Source organism: Bradyrhizobium sp. CCBAU 53415, assembly GCF_028128735.1.
Lineage (GTDB): Bacteria > Pseudomonadota > Alphaproteobacteria > Rhizobiales > Xanthobacteraceae > Bradyrhizobium.
In genome coordinates this window covers 392,437-409,664 of sequence record NZ_LBJF01000023.1, presented here as the reverse complement: position 1 = coordinate 409,664, position 17,228 = coordinate 392,437, and the positions used below count along the sequence as shown (strand labels likewise).

The 17,228-nt window shown below is 64.0% G+C and carries 19 protein-coding genes; 11 read left to right on the top strand and 8 right to left on the bottom strand.

What is annotated here, in order from left to right:
• The first annotated feature begins 5 nt into the window (after window positions 1-5).
• From XH87_RS17805 to rnd, 3 genes are all read left to right on the top strand, one after another.
• Window positions 6-875, top strand: coding sequence for a carbohydrate ABC transporter permease (locus tag XH87_RS17805; RefSeq protein WP_271588346.1), 870 nt, complete (start codon window positions 6-8; stop codon window positions 873-875).
• A gap of 11 nt (window positions 876-886) precedes the next feature.
• Window positions 887-2,221 carry an ABC transporter substrate-binding protein gene (locus XH87_RS17800; RefSeq protein ID WP_271588269.1) on the top strand — a complete coding sequence of 445 codons (1,335 nt, stop codon included), beginning with the start codon at window positions 887-889 and terminating at the stop codon, window positions 2,219-2,221.
• 416 nt (window positions 2,222-2,637) lie between these two features.
• Window positions 2,638-3,786 carry a ribonuclease D gene (rnd, locus tag XH87_RS17795; RefSeq protein ID WP_035702061.1) on the top strand — a complete coding sequence of 383 codons (1,149 nt, stop codon included), beginning with the start codon at window positions 2,638-2,640 and terminating at the stop codon, window positions 3,784-3,786.
• Between the two features lie 183 nt (window positions 3,787-3,969).
• Here rnd and XH87_RS17790 read toward each other — a convergent pair whose 3' ends face one another.
• From XH87_RS17790 to XH87_RS17770, 5 genes are all read right to left on the bottom strand, one after another.
• Window positions 3,970-5,352: an aspartate aminotransferase family protein gene (locus XH87_RS17790; RefSeq protein ID WP_271588268.1), complete on the bottom strand. Its 1,383-nt coding sequence runs from the start codon at window positions 5,350-5,352 to the stop codon at window positions 3,970-3,972.
• Between the two features lie 185 nt (window positions 5,353-5,537).
• Window positions 5,538-5,708: a hypothetical protein gene (locus tag XH87_RS17785; RefSeq protein ID WP_193374181.1), complete on the bottom strand. Its 171-nt coding sequence runs from the start codon at window positions 5,706-5,708 to the stop codon at window positions 5,538-5,540.
• Window positions 5,709-5,738: 30 nt separating this feature from the next.
• Window positions 5,739-6,302: an isochorismatase family protein gene (locus XH87_RS17780; protein WP_271588267.1), complete on the bottom strand. Its 564-nt coding sequence runs from the start codon at window positions 6,300-6,302 to the stop codon at window positions 5,739-5,741.
• 25 nt (window positions 6,303-6,327) lie between these two features.
• Window positions 6,328-6,948 carry a GNAT family N-acetyltransferase gene (locus XH87_RS17775; protein ID WP_035715444.1) on the bottom strand — a complete coding sequence of 207 codons (621 nt, stop codon included), beginning with the start codon at window positions 6,946-6,948 and terminating at the stop codon, window positions 6,328-6,330.
• Window positions 6,935-7,552, bottom strand: coding sequence for a hypothetical protein (locus XH87_RS17770; protein WP_035715441.1), 618 nt, complete (start codon window positions 7,550-7,552; stop codon window positions 6,935-6,937). Before XH87_RS17770 ends, XH87_RS17775 begins: the two co-directional genes overlap by 14 nt.
• Window positions 7,553-7,623: 71 nt before the next feature.
• Between XH87_RS17770 and XH87_RS17765 the strand changes: the two genes are divergently transcribed.
• Entirely contained in the window at window positions 7,624-8,664 is a 1,041-nt protein-coding gene (locus XH87_RS17765; protein WP_035715439.1) for a LysR family transcriptional regulator, read from the top strand.
• A gap of 18 nt (window positions 8,665-8,682) precedes the next feature.
• Here the strand turns inward: XH87_RS17765 and XH87_RS17760 are convergent, their stop codons facing one another.
• A complete protein-coding gene (locus XH87_RS17760; protein WP_271588266.1) occupies window positions 8,683-9,840 on the bottom strand; it encodes an autotransporter outer membrane beta-barrel domain-containing protein in 1,158 nt (385 codons plus the stop codon).
• A gap of 377 nt (window positions 9,841-10,217) precedes the next feature.
• On the opposite strand from XH87_RS17760, the gene XH87_RS17755 reads away from it, so the two are divergent.
• From XH87_RS17755 to XH87_RS36790, 4 genes are all read left to right on the top strand, one after another.
• The gene (locus tag XH87_RS17755) at window positions 10,218-10,424 is read left to right on the top strand and encodes a cold-shock protein (protein ID WP_024338088.1); all 207 of its coding nucleotides are present in this window, start codon (window positions 10,218-10,220) and stop codon (window positions 10,422-10,424) included.
• 138 nt (window positions 10,425-10,562) lie between these two features.
• Window positions 10,563-10,865, top strand: coding sequence for a hypothetical protein (locus XH87_RS17750; RefSeq protein WP_158671716.1), 303 nt, complete (start codon window positions 10,563-10,565; stop codon window positions 10,863-10,865).
• Window positions 10,862-11,293 (top strand): type II toxin-antitoxin system VapC family toxin, encoded by a 432-nt coding sequence (locus XH87_RS17745; RefSeq protein WP_271588265.1) that lies wholly within the window; start codon window positions 10,862-10,864, stop codon window positions 11,291-11,293. The genes XH87_RS17750 and XH87_RS17745 overlap by 4 nt, the downstream gene beginning before the upstream one ends.
• Window positions 11,290-11,601: a DUF6678 family protein gene (locus XH87_RS36790; RefSeq protein ID WP_442868282.1), complete on the top strand. Its 312-nt coding sequence runs from the start codon at window positions 11,290-11,292 to the stop codon at window positions 11,599-11,601. The genes XH87_RS17745 and XH87_RS36790 overlap by 4 nt, the downstream gene beginning before the upstream one ends.
• Window positions 11,602-11,611: 10 nt before the next feature.
• On the opposite strand, the gene purN is transcribed toward XH87_RS36790, so the two are convergent.
• Together purN and purM are read right to left on the bottom strand one after the other, a co-directional pair.
• Window positions 11,612-12,265: a phosphoribosylglycinamide formyltransferase gene (gene purN, locus XH87_RS17740; RefSeq protein ID WP_271588264.1), complete on the bottom strand. Its 654-nt coding sequence runs from the start codon at window positions 12,263-12,265 to the stop codon at window positions 11,612-11,614.
• Window positions 12,265-13,338, bottom strand: coding sequence for a phosphoribosylformylglycinamidine cyclo-ligase (gene purM / locus XH87_RS17735; RefSeq protein WP_271588263.1), 1,074 nt, complete (start codon window positions 13,336-13,338; stop codon window positions 12,265-12,267). Before purM ends, purN begins: the two co-directional genes overlap by 1 nt.
• 156 nt (window positions 13,339-13,494) lie before the next feature.
• On the opposite strand from purM, the gene XH87_RS17730 reads away from it, so the two are divergent.
• The 3 genes from XH87_RS17730 (at window position 13,495) to XH87_RS17720 (ending at window position 17,221) form a co-directional block, all read left to right on the top strand.
• The gene (locus XH87_RS17730; protein ID WP_057028980.1) at window positions 13,495-14,037 is read left to right on the top strand and encodes a CDP-alcohol phosphatidyltransferase family protein; all 543 of its coding nucleotides are present in this window, start codon (window positions 13,495-13,497) and stop codon (window positions 14,035-14,037) included.
• A 158-nt stretch (window positions 14,038-14,195) separates the two neighbouring features.
• Complete coding sequence (locus XH87_RS17725; RefSeq protein ID WP_158668264.1) at window positions 14,196-14,873, top strand: DnaA ATPase domain-containing protein; 678 nt, start codon at window positions 14,196-14,198, stop codon at window positions 14,871-14,873.
• 155 nt (window positions 14,874-15,028) lie between these two features.
• Complete coding sequence (locus XH87_RS17720) at window positions 15,029-17,221, top strand: RNA degradosome polyphosphate kinase (protein ID WP_271588345.1); 2,193 nt, start codon at window positions 15,029-15,031, stop codon at window positions 17,219-17,221.
• Window positions 17,222-17,228 lie beyond the last annotated feature (7 nt).

Here is a 17,228-nt window from a genome sequence, read left to right as displayed (position 1 = left end):
TGACCATGACGCTGTTCGACCGGCTGTTCAAGGACGCCCCGCTCGCCACCCGCCGCGAGATCACGCCGAAGCTCGGCTTCGCGCTGACGGCGCTGCTCGCGCTGGTCTGGCTGATCCCGTTCCTGTGGATGGGCGTCGCCACGCTGCGCCCGGCCTCCGACGGCATCAACCTGATGGCCGAGCTGATGCCGAGCCTGAAGCCCACGCTCGACAATGTCAGGGACGCCTGGGAGATCGCCGACTTCCCGCGCTACTTCCTCAACACCACCATCATCTGCACCGGCATCCTGCTCGTGCAGTTCGTCACCATCACGCTCGCTGGCTTTGCGTTCGCGCGTCTCGACTTCGCCGGCAAGACGCCGATCTTCTACCTGTTCCTGATGCAGCTGATGCTGGTGCCGGTGCTCCTGATCGTGCCGAACCTGCGCATCATCGCGCAGTTCGGCCTCTACGACACGCTGGCCGGCGTGATGATGCCGTTCTTCGCCTCCGCCTTCGGCACCTTCCTGATGCGCCAGGCCTTCGAGGCGATCCCGACGGAGCTCGAGGACGCCGCCCTGATCGACGGCGCCGGGCTATTCCAGCGCATCCGCCACATCTACGTGCCGCTGTCGCTGCCGAGTTTCTCGGCGTTCGCCATCATCTCCGTCACCAGCCACTGGAACGATTTCCTGTGGCCGCTGATGGTGATCAACTCGCCGGACAAGCGCCCGCTCACGGTCGGCCTCTCGGTGTTCACTGCGACCGCCGAAGGCACGCAGGCCTGGGGCACCATCGCCGCCGGCACGCTGATGGTGATCGCCCCGCTGCTCATCACCTTCCTGATCTTTCAGAAGCGTTTCATCAGCTCTTTCGTCACCTCAGGCATCAAATAGGAGATTTTTCGATGCTGTTTACCCGCAGGCTCATGCTCGGCCTCGCCGTCGCAGGCGGTTTGGCCACATCCCTCGCCCTGCCGGCCATGGCCGGCGAAGGTCCGACCGAGATCGATTTGTTCTTCCCCGTCCCCGTGGACGGCAAGCTCGCCCGCGACATGGGCACCTTGATCAAGGAGTTCAACGACGGTCACCCCGATATCAAGGCGACCGCCGTCTACACCGGCTCCTATGACGATACGCTGATCAAGACGCGCGCCGCGATCAAGGCCGGCAAGCCGCCGGCCGCCGTGATCATGTCGGCCAACTTCCTGCTCGACATGCAGATCGAGAACGAGCTCACCAATCTCGACAGCCTGATCGCCGCCGACGGCACCACCAAGGAGAAATTCCTGGGCCAGTTCTTCCCGGCGCTGCAGGGCAACGCCGTGATCAACCGCTCGGTCTACGGCGTACCGTTCCACAATTCGACACCGCTGCTCTACATCAACGCCGACAAGGCCAAGGACGCCGGCCTTGATCCGAACAAGCCGCCGCAGACCTGGGCCGAGCTCACCGACTGGGCCAAGAAGCTGACCAAGCGCGACGGCGACAAGGTGACCCAATGGGGCATCGCGATCCCCTGCGCCTACGACTATTGCGGCTGGATGATGGAAACGCTCACCATGAGCAATGGCGGGCGCTACTACAACGAGGAGTTCGGCGGCGAGGTCTATTACGACACGCCCTCGATGCTCGGTGCGCTCACCTGGTGGAACGATCTCATCCACAAGCACAAGGTCCACGCGCCCGGCGCCACGCCCGGCCCTGCCGTCAGCACCTCCTTCATCTCCGGCAACGCCGCGATGATGATGCTGTCGACGGGCTCGCTGACCTACGTGCGCGACAACGCCAAGTTCGCCTACAAGGTCGCGTTCATCCCGCGTAACGTCCGCAACGCCGTGCCGATCGGCGGCGCCTCGCTGATCATTCCGGCCGGGCTCGAAGCCGACAAGCAGAAGGCCGCCTGGACCCTGATCAAGTGGATGACCTCGCCCGAGAAGAGCGCCTGGTGGAGCCGCGCCACCGGCTATTTCGCGCCGAACATGGCGGCCTACAAGACGCCCGACATGGTCGAGTTCCTGAACAAGAACCCGGACGCCAGGACGGCCGTCGAGCAGCTCGACGTCGCAAAGCCGTGGTTTGCGACCTACAAGACCGTGCCGGTGCGCAAGAACCTCGAGGACGAGGTGATGCTGGTCCTCAACGGCAAGAAGCAGCCGAAGGAAGCCCTCGCCGCCGCCCAGAAGGCCGCGGATGAAACGCTCAAGCCGTACAATGCGGAGACGTCGCTGAAGCTGCCGTAAGGCCTCCTTCAACGTCAAGCGAACATCGGCGCTCCCGCCATGCGGGGGTGCCGAATTTGTTTACACGGCCCCTGCCCGTTAACCCTCCGTCCACCATCCGGCCCGGTGCGTCGCCGGTAACCACGAGAATTAACAGACCCTCAATTTGCGCCAGACAAGTCTATCAATGTTTCTCGGGGGGATTTCGCCGTGGATCTGTTGGTTATCGAGTTCCTGGGACTGGCTCTTGTCGCCATGTGCGTGCTCGTGGTGGCATTGCCGTGCGCCCGGAAATCCTCTCAGCGGGTCCGCTACGAATAGGATTTTCGGCCGGTTGAGGCGATTTCGGCCCGATGCAAGCCTCGAATTCGCTCCAACCCCCTTGACATCACAGCACTTTCGGCAGAACGGCTCATGTTAAGTGTCATGGGCCGTTCATGGATTTGATTACCACCACCGCTGACCTCGCGGCTGCCTGCAGCCGGCTGGCCACGCACCCCGTCATTACCGTCGATACCGAGTTCCTGCGCGAGACCACCTATTACCCGCTACTGTGCGTGGTGCAGATGGCCAGCGCCGAGGAAGCCGTGGTCGTCGACGCCCTGGCCGAGGGCATCGACCTCAAGCCGTTCTTCGAGCTGATGGCCAACGAGGGCGTGCTGAAGGTGTTTCACGCCGCCCGCCAGGACATCGAGATCGTCTGGCACCAGGCCAACATCATCCCGCATCCGGTGTTCGATACCCAGGTTGCCGCGATGGTGCTGGGCTACGGCGACAGCATCGCCTATGACGCGCTGGTCGAGAAGGTCACCGGTCACCGCCCGGACAAGACCCACCGCTTCACCGACTGGTCGCGCCGGCCGCTGACCAAGGAGCAGATGCATTACGCGGTATCCGACGTCACCCATCTGCGCGACGTGTTCGCAGCGCTCGACGCCGACCTGAAGAAGCGCCGCCGCAGCGAATGGGTCTCCATCGAAATGGAGGTCCTGACCTCGCCAAGGACCTACGACTTCCACCCCGAGCGCGCCTGGGAGCGGCTGAAGACGCGGGTGCGCAAGCCCAAGGACCTCGCGGTGCTGATGGAGGTCGCGGCCTGGCGCGAGCAGGAGGCGCAGAGCCGCGACGTGCCGCGCGGCCGCGTGCTGCGCGACGAGGCGATCACCGACATCGCGACCCACGCGCCGACCACGCTGGAAAAGCTCGCGCATCTGCGCTCGGTGCCGAAGGGGTTCGAGAAATCCAAATGGGGCGCTGACATCGTCGCCGCGGTCGAGCGCGGGCTGGCGCGGGATTTCTCGAAGCTGCCCAAGCTCGAGAAACCGCGCAACAACTCCAACGGCGCCGCCATCGTCGAGCTCTTGAAGGTGCTGCTGCGCATGACCGCGGAGCGCCATGCGGTCGCCAGCAAGGTGATCGCGACCGTCGACGATCTCGAGGAGATCGCCGCCGACGACGAGGCCGACGTGCCCGCCTTGCGCGGCTGGCGCCGCGAGCTGTTCGGCGATGCCGCGCTGAAGCTGAAACGCGGCGAGCTGGCCCTGGCAATCGAGAAAGGCCGCGTGATCGGGGTGCAGCGGGCGTAACATTCAGCCACGCGGACCAACTGTCAGCTCGTCATCCTGAGGTGCGAAGCGCACGGTGCAGAGCACCGTACGCGAAGCCTCGAAGGATGAACGCCTGCTGATGCAGTCGGGTCGTCGCCCTTCGAGGCTCGCCGAAGAGGCGAGCACCTCAGGGTGACGGCGATGGAGTTGCGCCGGCGACGCCTACGCCGGCGTCAGCTTGGCCACTTCCGGCTTCATGTCCTCCAGCACGCCCGAGATCGCTGCGACCAGATCGTCGATCTGGGCCTTGTTGACGATCAGCGGGGGGCAGATGGCGATGGCATCCAGCATGTTGCGCGAGATCACGCCGCGCTCCTGGAGCATGCGGCTGGCGATGCCGCCGACAGCGCCGGGCGTCGCCGCTGCGGTCTTGCGTCCCTTGTCGAGCACGAGCTCGAGCGCTGCGATCATGCCGACGCCGCGGACCTCGCCGACCAGCGGATGGCTGGCGAGCTCGCGCAGCTTGCCCTGCATGTAAGCGCCGAGCTCGGCAGCATGCGCAACCAGGCCGCGCTCCTCGATGATCTTGAGGTTTTCGAGCGCAATCGCCGATCCGACGGGATGGCCGCCCGCGGTGAAGCCGTGGCCGAGCACGCCGATCTTGTTGCTCTCGTCCGCGATCGGCTCGAACATGCGATCGTTCAGGATAATCGCCGACAGCGGAAAATAGCTCGAGGTGATCTGCTTGGAGACCACCATCGCGTCGGGCTTGATGCCATAGGTCTCGCAGCCGAACATCTTGCCGGTGCGGCCGAAGCCGCAGATCACCTCGTCGGCGACCAGCAGGATGTCGTACTTCTTCAGGACCTTCTGGATCTTGTCCCAATAGGTCGCCGGCGGCACGACGACGCCGCCGGCCCCCATCACCGGCTCACCGAAGAAGGCGGCGATCGTATCAGGCCCCTCCTTCTGGATCAGCGCATCGAGCTCCTCGGCGCGGCGCGTCGCGAAGGCCTCCTCGCTCTCGCCGGGGGCGCCGTCCTTGTAGAAATGCGGCGAGCCCGTGTGCAGGATGTTCGGCAGCGGCAGGTCGAATGAACGGTGGTTGTTCGGCAGGCCGGTGAGGCTCGCGGACGCAATGGTGACGCCGTGATAGGCGCGCAGGCGGCTGATCACCTTCTTGCGCTGGGGCTGGCCGAGCGCGTTGGAGCGATAGGCAATCAGCTTCAGCACGGTGTCGTTGGCTTCCGAGCCGGAATTGGTGAAGAACACCTTGCTCATCGCAACGGGCGCGAGCGCGACCAGCTTCTCGGCGAGGTCGATCGAGGGCCCGTGCGATTTGGCGGAGAACGTGTGGTAGAACGGCAGCGCCTGCATCTGCTTGTGCGCCGCCTCGACCAGCCGCTTCTCGTTGAAGCCAAGCCCGACGCTCCAGAGGCCCGCCATCGCCTCGAAATAACGCTTGCCCGTCGCGTCGAACACGTAAGGCCCCTCGCCACGCTCGATCACGAGGGGACCGGCCTGCTGATGGGTGCGCGCGTTGGTGTAGGGATGGAGCTGATAGGCCACATCCCGGGCCTCTTGCGAATTGGGCAGCATGGACATTTGCGGGGATCCTTGAAAGCGTCACGGCGCAGGCAGAGCCGGCGTCATCACTCGATGACCAAGATACTTGGCTAAGATACTTGGCTATTGCGACAACACAGAACTTGCAACGCCAATGTGTCGGCAGCAAGCGCTCGGCAGCGTTGCACAAGGACGCACACGCCAGGACCCCGGTGGGCGACCCCTCACGCCGCGCCGTCGTCGTCCCCATCGTCGGTGGCGGCGATGGCCTCCCTCACCTCCACCAGCGCCATCGAGAGCAAATAAACTGTCGTCTGCAACCCAAGCCTGCGCGCCGTCTCGGCGGCACGCGACAGATCGCTCGCCAGCTCCTTGAGCTCATCTCCCCGTGACAATCTCTCACCCCATCCGCCGGTCGCGGCCGCCTACACCGCAACGGCGCCGCTGGCTTTGATCAGTTCGGCGCTGGACTGAAATGTAGCAAAATTCCCGATGACATTCACTACCGCACGTCTGTAGGCGGCGGCATCGTCCGTCCCCGGCTGCCGGCAAGCCACGGCGTCAGTGACCACCTGATAGCGATGGCTGCGGTGAAACCCTTCGACTGCGGTGGCCAGGATGGTCTCGTCCAGGGAGAATCCGATCAGGATGCAGCGTGTGGTACGGATACTGGACATGTAGTCAACAAAGCGCGACGAGCTGTAGGCAGACGGCAGCGGGTGCTCGAACGTCATCTCTCCCGGCCGCGGCTTGGTCGCCGCGGCCCAATCGGTCAGCCTGGATGCCGGATTGAACCAGGCCGCCTGCGCGATGCGTTTCAGATGCATCACCGGCCACAGATTACCGCGCCACAGCGTCAGCAGTTCCAGGCAACGCGCCGTCGCCACATCGCCGTCGAGGACGACATGCCGACGGCCAGGGATCAGATATTCGACCTGAAGATCCGCACAGACCAGGATCGACGGATCATCGTGGACGGAAGCCAGCATTTTGTTGCGCGCCGCTGCACCAGTTTCAGCTGTCGGCGAGCGCGAGGTCCCGCAGCGGCGAGGTCACGGCCCGCCCTGCCGAGGCATCGAGCACGCCCGGCCGGTCCCAATCGCCCTCAGGACGGATGATCACGTAAGGATCGCTGTCCAGCGTGATGGCGTCCGGGCCCGGCTCGATCTCCAGCAGCATTTCCGTGTATGAAAAATCCGAGAAGGTGATCTTGCGATTGTGGCCGAGCGGCTTGGCACCGAAATGAGCCCAGAAATCGACCAGCCGGTCCTGCGCCTGGCCGTAAATCTTGCGGAAGCCCTTGCGTTTCACATAATCGACACTGGCCTGCACCAGCTTGAACGAGACGCGCGAGCGCCGATATTGGTGACGCACCGCGAGCCGCTCGACCTTGGCGAAATCGCCGAAGAACCGCACCCGCAGGCAGCCCGCAGGCTCGTTGCCGACGAAGCCTATGAAATGCGCGGCGACCATGTCGTTGCCGTCGAACTCCTCTTCGAACGGACAATCCTGCTCGGCGAGATAGACCGCCGAACGGATGGCGGTCACCAGCATGAGATCGCTTGGATCGCGCGCGAGGCGGATGGTGATGGCGCGGGAACAAGGCTTGGCGACAGGAATCCTAGTACCGTGCATCTGCAAAGCTCCTTGATTGGATGATCGCGCCTGGCACGCGCATCGGCTGCCGATGCCAGGGACGCTCGTAGCACCAAAGGTCGGGTTGGAAGCTCGGGACAGGCGCAAAGCCCGTCGCCTTCATGATGTCGCGTCCGGCCACCGTTGACGGCTGCGCATAGCAATCCGCGCCGCGAAACCTTATCTGCCGCAGATGAGCCGCGGCCTTGCCGAGACCGGCGATGCCGCGCCCGGTCGCCGCGATCGCCCAGATGTAGATGGCTGCGACCTCTTCGTCCGCCGACGCGAGATAACGCGTCTCGGGCGCGGTGAGGCAGATCTCGTCGAGCAGCAGCGCATCGTGCCCGCGGTCATTGAGAAACAGGAAGGCCATGCCGCCGACGAGCTTGCCCTTGCGGCTGAAAGTCAGGATACTCTGAGGATCGAGAGTGAAGTACCGCGCAAGGTCCGTTGCGCCGATCTGCACGCCCGGCACCAGCTGGTGCGCCATCTCCGAAAGCGCCGCAATTTCGGAAAATTGTGCACAGCGAACGTCGACATCCGGGGTCTGCGGCAAGGCATCGAAATCATGCCTTGCGGCAAACGAGCCCCTTTCCATACTCATATCACGCCTCTATCGTTCGAGGCTTTCGTGCCCCGCTATGGCCATGAGCTTAGCGGGTGGGGATCAGGAGTATGCAGCAGTTATTGCACCGGGGTGCTGCGATGATGCAGCACCGTGAAGAAGCCCTGGATGCGTCCTGGGACGATTTGAAGCTGTTTTTAGCGTGCGCAAAATATAAAAGTTTTCGCAATGCGGCCGAAGAGCTCGGGCTCACCTCCACGACCCTGATGCGCCGCATCGACCGGCTCGAAGAGAGTATCGGCTGCAAGCTGTTCCTGCGCGACCAGAGCGGGCTCACGCTCAGCGATGAAGGCACCGCAATGATCGCCGACGTTGCGCATATGGAGCGTCATGCCTTCAACGTCTTCCGCCGCGCCTCGCGATCGTCGAACGACACCTCGGGCACCGTGCGCGTCGCGGTGACGGAAGGCCCCGGCAATTTCTGGATCCTGCCGCGACTAATCGATTTCCAGAAGACCTACCGCAAGATCACGGTCGACCTGCGTTGCGCGATGGAGCAGGCCGACGTCGCGCGGCTTGAATCTGACATCGCGATCCAGCTCGAGCCGCCGACCAATCCCGATCTGATCGTCACCAAGCTCGGCCGCCTCCACATCTATCCCTTCGTCTCCAAGGAGTACGAAAACCTCTACGGCGTGCCGACGACCTTGGCCGATCTGAAGAACCACCGCATCATCAAGCAGAGCGCGCCGCAGGTCGACGACGGCGCCTATGCCCGCGTGCTCGGACTAAACTCGCTCGAGGGCATCGTCGGGATCAGGACCAATTCGTCGGTCGGCGTGCTCTATGCCGTCGAACGCGGCGCCGGCATCGGCTTCCTGCCCACGGTATCGATCGCACTCGGCGCGCCACTGGTTGCCGTCGATCTCGGCGTCAGCCACCACGCCGATCTCTGGCTCACCTATCACAGGGAATTCCGCACCTCCGAGCGTCACAAGATCGTGGTCGACTGGCTGAAGAAGATTTTCGATGCCAGGACCTATCCCTGCTTCCGCGACGAGTTCATCCATCCCAACGCGCTGGTGCCGATGATGACGGCCGCGCGCGAGGGGTTTGGATTGGCGGGTTATGTCGCGGCAACGCCGACGTGAGCGCGGGCGGGCTTCAGCTCACCATTTGTATTCGAAGCCGACCGTGCCTTGGTGCGAGGTGAGCTCGTTGCGGAACTTGCCGTCATAATTGACGTAAAGCCGTGCCACGTTGGTCAGGCTCAGCGAGGCCGAAGCGCCGGCATCGGCGCCGTAGCGGCTCTCGCCGATGCCGGGGACGACGATGCTCTGGGTCCCCAGGCTGACCTGGACCGATCCCAGGTCCTGATGGAAATTGTCGACGAACTTGCCGTAGGCAGACAGGTCCAGGATCTTCTGGTCGATGATGAAGTAGCGGCCGATCTCGGCCCCGATCATGACGCGCGCACGCGACAGCGCCGTCGAGCCGACGTCGAGCGGATCGAGCCCGCCGGTCTCCTGGAAGGACGCGCTGGTGGCGCGCACATATTCAAGCGCCCCCTTGGGCACGATGCGCATCTGGTCCCTGGTCCAGTAATAACTGATCTCGGTCAGCGCACCGTCGACCGCGGCGCGATAGCCGGCGGTCGCAAACCCAAGACCGGTGTCGCGGCTGGAACGGACCTTGCCGAAACCGTGCACGAGCGCGAAGGCCCAGGTCCATGGGCCCTTGTCGACCGAGCCGTTGAAGCCAAGCTGGGTCAGGTCGAGCGTTGCCGACTGGAGCGCGAGTGGCACGTCGATGTCGGTATGGCTCTGGTCGATGGAGAAGCCGATGTTGACGCCAGGGGCGAGCCGCGCCCCGAAGCCGGCGACGCCGCCGAAGGTCCTGCGCTTGTCGCCGACGAAGTCTCCTTGCGCATCGGTCCGCACCGAGATGCCGTAGCCCTCGAACCAGGTGCGATAGCGCGGATCTTCCGCGCTCGCGGATGCACCGCCGCCTCCGGGATTGGTCCGGAATGCCCGGTCGAAACCATTCGATGCCTGGTTGCCCAGCCGCTCCAGAAATCCCGAACCGAAATTGAGCATGCTGTTGCCAGCCGACTGATCGTAATTGGTCGAGGTGGGCATCGGGACCGGGGTCGGCGACGGTGTAGGCGTCGGGGTCGGCGTAGGCGTCGGACTTTGCGCGCGGACGGGCGTCGCGGCCGACATCGTTACGACCAGCGCAAGCGCCGTCGCAATCGCAGCCGTGATCCGGCGGACGCGGTTCAGCCCGATCGTCTGCCGTGTCCCGGAGAGCTGCGAGGTGCAGCGCATGACGACTAAATCCCGAAGCAAATGGCGGCCCGCAAAAATGCAACACGAGGCTCGCGCCGTGTCGCGATTTGTGCCGAACTGCCACGGAGGGTCAACGGCTGGCCCGCGGCCGCCAAGGCTATTGCCCCCGATTGTGGTTCCGTGGCCACAGGTCGCAAATAGCAGACGATGGCACCGCTGCGGTCTTGAAATTCGCGCGCGGCTTGCTAACGCGCGATTTTCATGTTGCAATATCGGACACAATCGGAATTGGCCGCTCGGCTGTGCGTTTCGCGACGTCGAGACTCAAGACTCGAACAGACTTCCGGAAGCCCGTTTGTGGCGTGGCACGCGAAAAGCGGCCGCGTCGTTTTTATATCTAGTGGAGGAGACTAGCGATGCCGCAAAAGGGCACCGTCAAATGGTTCAACCCGACCAAGGGCTATGGGTTCATCAAGCCGAACGGCGGCGACAAGGACGTGTTCGTCCACATCTCCGCCGTCGAGCGCGCCGGACTCTCCACCCTCAACGAGAACCAGGTGGTTGAATTCGACCTCGTGGAGAACCGCGGCAAGTCATCCGCTGAAAACCTCAAGGTCTCCTGATTTCTCTCAAGACAACACACGAGAGATCACGACGTTGCCCCCGGTTCTGCCGGGGGATTTTGTTTGGGGCGACGATCTTGCGATTGCCTCGACGGCAATTTCCGGTTATATTACCGGAAATTTGCATCGAGATAAACCGTGGCAACCAAATCTCAGCGAAAGGCCACCCGTACCCATCGTCGCCGTGCTGCGGCGCGTGGCTTGGTGCGCGTTGAAGTCCAGGCCGCTAAGAACGACGCGAGCCTCATCCGTGCATTGGCCGAAACCCTGCGCGACAAACCGGAGCGAGCAGCGGTACTCCGATCAACGCTCGCCAACGCCCTCCTCAATCCCGACGTCAAGACAGCCTTCGACGTCTTCGGATCCGAGCTTCCCGATGAAGCCTTCGACGGTGTGTTTGATCAGCCGCGGCGTGATGGCTGGCGCGAGGTCGATTTGTGAAATTTCTCCTCGACACCAACGTCATTTCCGAAATACGCAAGCGCGAGCGTGCCGACCCAAATGTCGTTCGTTGGGTTAATCAGACGCCGGCCGAACATATCGGAACCAGTGTGTTGGTTCTGGCCGAAATTCGCCGAGGCATCGAATTGAAAAGGCGAAGTGATCCGCTCCAGGCGAAGTCTCTCGACCGATGGTTTTCGCAAATGAGGACCCGACTTGCTGATCGGGTTCTTCCCATCGATGAGACCGTTGCCGAGACTTGGGCTCTTCTTGCAATTCCTAATCCGCTGCCGCTCATTGATAGTCTGCTCGCCGCCACGGCCAAGGTCCACGGCCTGACACTGGTGACGCGTAACACTGCTGACATCGAGTCGACCGGCGCAGCTCTGCTTGATCCGTTTGCCACGCCGCGCGCGATAGACCGATGATTCAACGGTCGGAATATTTCTCTGTCGCCAACAACACCAAGTGGCGCGAACTGCGGGAAGCCGTGCTCGATCTTGCCCCGCCCTGCCGACCTCGATTTCGCTGCAAAAACCTGGAAACCGGAACCGTGAGCCAGAGGGATGGCGAATGGTTCTATCACTGGACCAGCGGCAGATGGGATTGGATGGAATGGACTGAATTAGCTACCGAGACCGCGCATCAGCGCGAGTTCGTTCGCACAATCCTACGGCGCATCCGGTTTGCTGGAGAGCAAACAACCGCGGGTTTCAGGTTACATCGAGTAGCCTGAGGTGCCCGGCTCAGCTCACGACCGGCGCAATCAAAAAATTCTCTGACGCCGCACGCCCCGTCGTCCTGCAGACATCGCCCTCGATCCGGACCTTGCCGGTCGCGAGCAGCCGCAACGCTTCCGGATAGATGCGGTGCTCGACCTCGAGGATGCGCTCGGACAGCGTATCCCCCGTGTCGTGGTCACTGACGGGCACCGCGCCCTGCATCACGATCGGGCCCGCGTCGGTCTCGGGGATCACGAAGTGCACCGTTGCGCCTGATAGTTTCACGCCGGCGCGCAAGGCCTGACCGTGCGGATCGAGACCGGGGAACGACGGCAACAGAGACGGATGGATGTTGAGCATCCGCCCGTACCAGGCCCTGGTGAACTCGGCCGTGAACAGGCGCATGAAGCCGCCGAGGCAAATCAGCTCGATGCCACGCTGGTCGAGGGCTGCCTGCAGCGCTTTCTCGAAACCGGCGCGGTCCTTGCCGAACGGCTTACTCTCGATCACCAGCGTGTTCACGCCGGCCGCCTTGGCGCGCTCGAGCCCGGGCGCGTCGGCCTTGTTCGAGATGACGAGCGAGATTTCGGCCGGGAAATCCGGAGCGGCGGCGGCCCTGATCAGCGCGGCCATGTTGGAGCCGCGCCCGGAGATCAGGATGGCAACGCGGCGCTTCATCACAGCGCCAGATCGAGGTGGCCGCTATAGACGACGCGGTGCTCGCCCTCGGCCGGGATCACGGTGCCGAGCTGCGCCACGGTCTCGCCGGCATCGGTGAAGACCTCGACGACCTTGTCGACCTTGTCGGGCTCGACGATCACGATCATGCCGATGCCGCAGTTGAAGGTCCGCAGCATCTCCAACTCGGCGATGCCGGCCTGCGCCGCCAGCCACTTGAACACCGGCAGCACTGGCAGGCGCGCCAGATCGATGCCGACGCCCAGATCCTTCGGCAGCACGCGCGGGATGTTGTCGGTGAAGCCGCCGCCGGTGATGTGGGCGAGCCCCTTCACCGCGCCGGTCTCGCGGATCGCGCGCAGGCAGGATTTGACGTAGAGCCGCGTCGGCGTCAGCAGTGCGCCGCCGAGCGTCATCACGGGCGCGAACGGCGCCTGCGCCCCGAAGCCGAGACCGGATTGTTCCACGATCTTGCGCACCAGCGAGAAGCCGTTGGAATGCACGCCGGACGAGGCGAGGCCAATCACGGCGTCGCCCGCCGCGATGTCCTTGCGCGGCAGCAGCGTGCCGCGCTCTGCAGCGCCGACGGCGAAGCCGCCCAGATCATAGTCGCCGTCCTTGTAGAGGCCGGGCATCTCGGCGGTCTCGCCGCCGATCAGGGCGCAGCCGGATTCGCGGCATCCCTCCGCAACGCCCGCGACGATCGCGGCGGTGGCCTCGGGGTCGAGCTTGCCGCAGGCGAAATAATCCAGGAAAAACAGCGGCTCGGCGCCCTGTACCACGAGGTCATTGACGCTCATGGCAACGAGGTCGATGCCGATGCCGCCATGCAGGCCGGTTTCGATCGCGATCTTGACCTTGGTGCCGACACCGTCGGTCGCGGCGACAAGGACCGGGTCCTTGAAGCCGGCCGCCTTGAGGTCGAACAGGCCGCCGAAGCCGCCGATTTCGGCGTCGGCGCCCGGCCGTGCGGTGGCGCGCACCATCGGCTTGATCAGGTCGACGAGGCGGTTGCCCGCGTCGATATCGACGCCAGAATCGGCGTAAGTGAGGCCGTTTTTGCGATCGGTCATGCCCGATTTCCAGTGGGTTTGCGGCTGGTTACGTCGAATTCCGGGGACGCGCAATGGCTCGCATGGTGCTCCTCCCTATACTATGTAGATATCAACCGGTTCAGCCTCCCGAGGGGGCCGGATTCGAGGTCAGGCCGGGTGCCGGGAAGCGCTTTCGTGAGTATTCCGAACATCATTACTCTGGGCCGCATCATGCTGGTCCCGATCATCGTCTGGGCCATCGTGTCGAGCCAAATGGAGGTGGCGTTCGCCGTCTTCCTGATCGCCGGCATCAGCGATGCCGTGGACGGCTTTTTGGCCAAGCGTTTCAACATGACGAGCGAGCTCGGCGCCCTGCTCGACCCCCTCGCGGACAAGGCGCTGCTGGTCTCGATCTACATGGCGCTCGGCATCTGGGGCGCGATCCCGCGCTGGATCGTGATCCTGGTGGTTTCGCGCGACATCATGATCGTCGCCGCCGTGATCGTATCCTGGCTGTTCGACCGGCCCGTCGAGATGAAGCCGTCGAAGGTGTCCAAGCTCAACACTGTGGCACAGGTGGCGTTCGCGGCGCTGGTGCTGGCGGCGCTTGCCTTCGGCTTCAAACCGGCACCTTATGATGTCATCCTGATGGGCCTCGTCACGGTCTTCACGCTCTCCTCCGTGTCGCTCTATCTCGTCGAGTGGCTGCGGCACATGAGTACGATCGAGGCCAAGTAGCACGATCGGGGCCAAATGAGCCGGGATGCGGCCCCGCAAAAGGCCAAGTCCTGCATGATCAAGTCCTGCATGATTGAGTCCCGCACGATCAAGTCCGGCACGATTAAGTCGAACCTCTCTTCAAACGGGCCGGCGCGCCGGCATGGAGCAAAGCAAGCGTGGCAGGCCGCGTCCATCCCCGACAATTGGCGTTTTCACTTCCGCATGCGGAGAGCCTGAGCCGGGACAACTTCCTCGAAGGCCCCGCCAATGCGGCCGGTCTCGGCCTGATCGACAGCTGGCCGGAATGGCCGAACCGGATCATGTGGCTGGCGGGCCCGGAAGGAAGCGGCAAGAGTCATCTCGCCGCGATCTGGGCCGAGGTATCAGGCGCCCGCTCGACGACGGCCAATGCACTGACCGCGGCAGGCGTACCCGGCGCGCTCGCCACCGGCGCGCTGGTGGTCGAAGATCTCAAGGCCGGGAATTTCGACGAGCGCGCCCTCTTCCACCTGATGAACCTCGCCCGCGAAGACGGCGCCTACATCCTCCTCACCGGACGCGAGGCGCCGGCCGCGCTGGCGATCGAGCTTCGCGACTTGCGCTCGCGTCTGCGTGCCGTTCCGGTGGTCGCTCTGCTGCCCCCCGACGACCAGCTCTTCCGCGGCCTGATCGTCAAATTCTGCGCCGACCGCCAGCTGACCGTGGACGAGAGCGTGGTGGGCTACCTCGCCACCCGCCTGGAGCGCTCCTCGGCGGCCGCCCGGCAGGCCGTGGAGCTGCTCGACAGCGAAGCCCTGCGGCTCGGCCGCCCCGTCACCCGGGCGCTGGCCGCCGAGTTGCTCCGGGACGTCTGATCGACCCGCTGGCTCCCAAAGCCGCCGAGGCCCGTCTTGACGCGGCGCGGCGGCGGAACATCAATGTCATCGAAACGTCATCGCTGTAACACATGCTCCCCGGGGTTTTGCGCTTAAGTCGCAAAGTGAGGCGAGACAGGATGGACCGACTTCTGATGGACTCTGCGCAAGCTGTTGAAACGAAAGAAAAAGCCCCTGAAACCGAGGGCTTGCCGGCGATCGCATCCAGCCCCGAACGGTTCATCAACCGCGAGCTGTCCTGGCTGCATTTCAACCGCCGCGTCCTGGAGGAATCGGTCAATCCCAGCCACCCCGTGCTGGAGCGGGTGCGGTTCCTGTCGATTTCGGCGAATAACCTTGACGAGTTCTTCATGGTCCGCGTCGCCGGCATCAAGGCCCAAGTGCGCGAGGGCATTGCCGAACGCAGCCCCGATGGCCTGACGCCGTCGGAGCAGCTCGCGCTGATCAACCGGACCGTCTCCCGGCTTGCCTCCGACCAGCAGGCGATCTGGCGCGACCTTCGCGGCACGCTGGCCGAAGTCGACATCGTGCTGGTCGACGGCAAGGACGTCACCAAGGCGGAACGGACCTGGATCGAGGACTACTTCCTCAACAACGTCTTCCCGCTGCTGACGCCGCTCGCGATCGATCCCGCCCACCCCTTCCCGTTCATCCCGAGCCTCGGCTTCACCATCGCGCTCCAGCTCACGCGCGCGGCCGACGGCAAGCAGATGAACGCGCTGATCCGCATGCCCGGCAAGATCGACCGCTTCATCCGCCTGCCGGCCGACGGCAAGGTGGTCCGGCTGATCTCGCTGGAGCAGGCGACCGCCCTGTTCATCAACCGCCTATTCCCCGGCTACAATCTGCACGGCCAGGGCGCGTTCCGGATCATCCGCGACTCCGAGCTCGAAATCGAGGAAGAGGCGGAAGACCTCGTCCGCCTGTTCGAAACGGCGCTCAAGCGCCGCCGCCGCGGGTCGGTGATCCGGCTCGAGATCGACGCCAAGATGCCGGAGGAGCTGCGCAGCTTCGTGCAGCACGCGCTGTCGGCGGCCGACGACGAGGTCTTCCTGGTCGACGGTGTGCAGGCGATGAACGAGCTCTCGCAGCTCACCCGCCTCGACCGCCCCGACCTCGAATTCACCCCTTACGTGCCGCGCCATCCCGAGCGCGTCCGCGAGCACGGCGGCGACATCTTTGCCGCGATCCGGCAGAAGGACCTCGTGGTCCATCACCCCTACGAATCCTTCGACGTGGTGGTGCAGTTCCTGCAGCAGGCGACGCGCGACCCCGACGTCGTCGCGGTCAAGCAGACGCTCTACCGCACCTCCAACAACTCGCCGATCGTGCGCGCGCTCGCCGAAGCCGCCGAAGCCGGCAAATCCGTCACGGCGTTGATCGAGCTGAAGGCGCGGTTCGACGAAGAAGCCAACATCCGCTGGGCGCGCGACCTCGAACGCGCCGGCGTCCAGGTCGTCTACGGCTTCCTCGAATTGAAGACGCACGCGAAGCTCTCGATGGTGGTGCGCCGCGAGGGCGGCAGCCTCACGACTTACGTCCATACCGGCACCGGCAATTATCACCCGGTCACCGCGCGCATCTACACCGACCTCTCCTACTTCACCTCCGATCCGACCATCGGCCGCGATGCCGCTCGCGTGTTCAATTTCATCACCGGCTATGCCGCGCCGAGCGATCTGGAGAAGATGGCGGTGTCGCCGCTGACGCTGCGCCAGCGCATCATCGAGCACATTCAAGGCGAGACCGCGCATGCGCGGCACGGCCGGACCGGCGCGGTCTGGATGAAGATGAACGCGCTGGTCGACCCCGACATCATCGACGCGCTCTACGAGGCCTCCCAGGCCGGCGTCCAGGTCGAGCTCGTGGTGCGCGGCATCTGTTGCCTCAGGCCCGGCATTCCCGGCCTGTCGGAGAACATCCGGGTCAAGTCGATCATCGGACGCTTCCTGGAACACGGCCGAATCTACTGCTTCGGCATGGGCCAGGGACTGCCGAGCGCGAAAGCGGCTGTGTATATCTCGTCCGCCGACATGATGCCGCGCAACCTCGATCGCCGCGTCGAAGTGCTGTGTCCGTTGCAAAATCCGACGGTGCATCAGCAGGTTCTCGAACAGATCATGGTCGCGAACCTGAAGGATAATGAGCAGAGCTGGCAGTTGTTGCCGGATGGGTCCTCAACGCGTATGAAGGCCGCGAAGGGCGAGGAGCCTTTCAACGTCCACAACTACTTCATGACAAATCCGAGTCTGTCTGGCCGTGGAAAGTCGCTCAAGGAATCCTCGCCGCGTCGTCTCACGCGCCGGAACGAACGCCATCAATCCTGATCGGGGG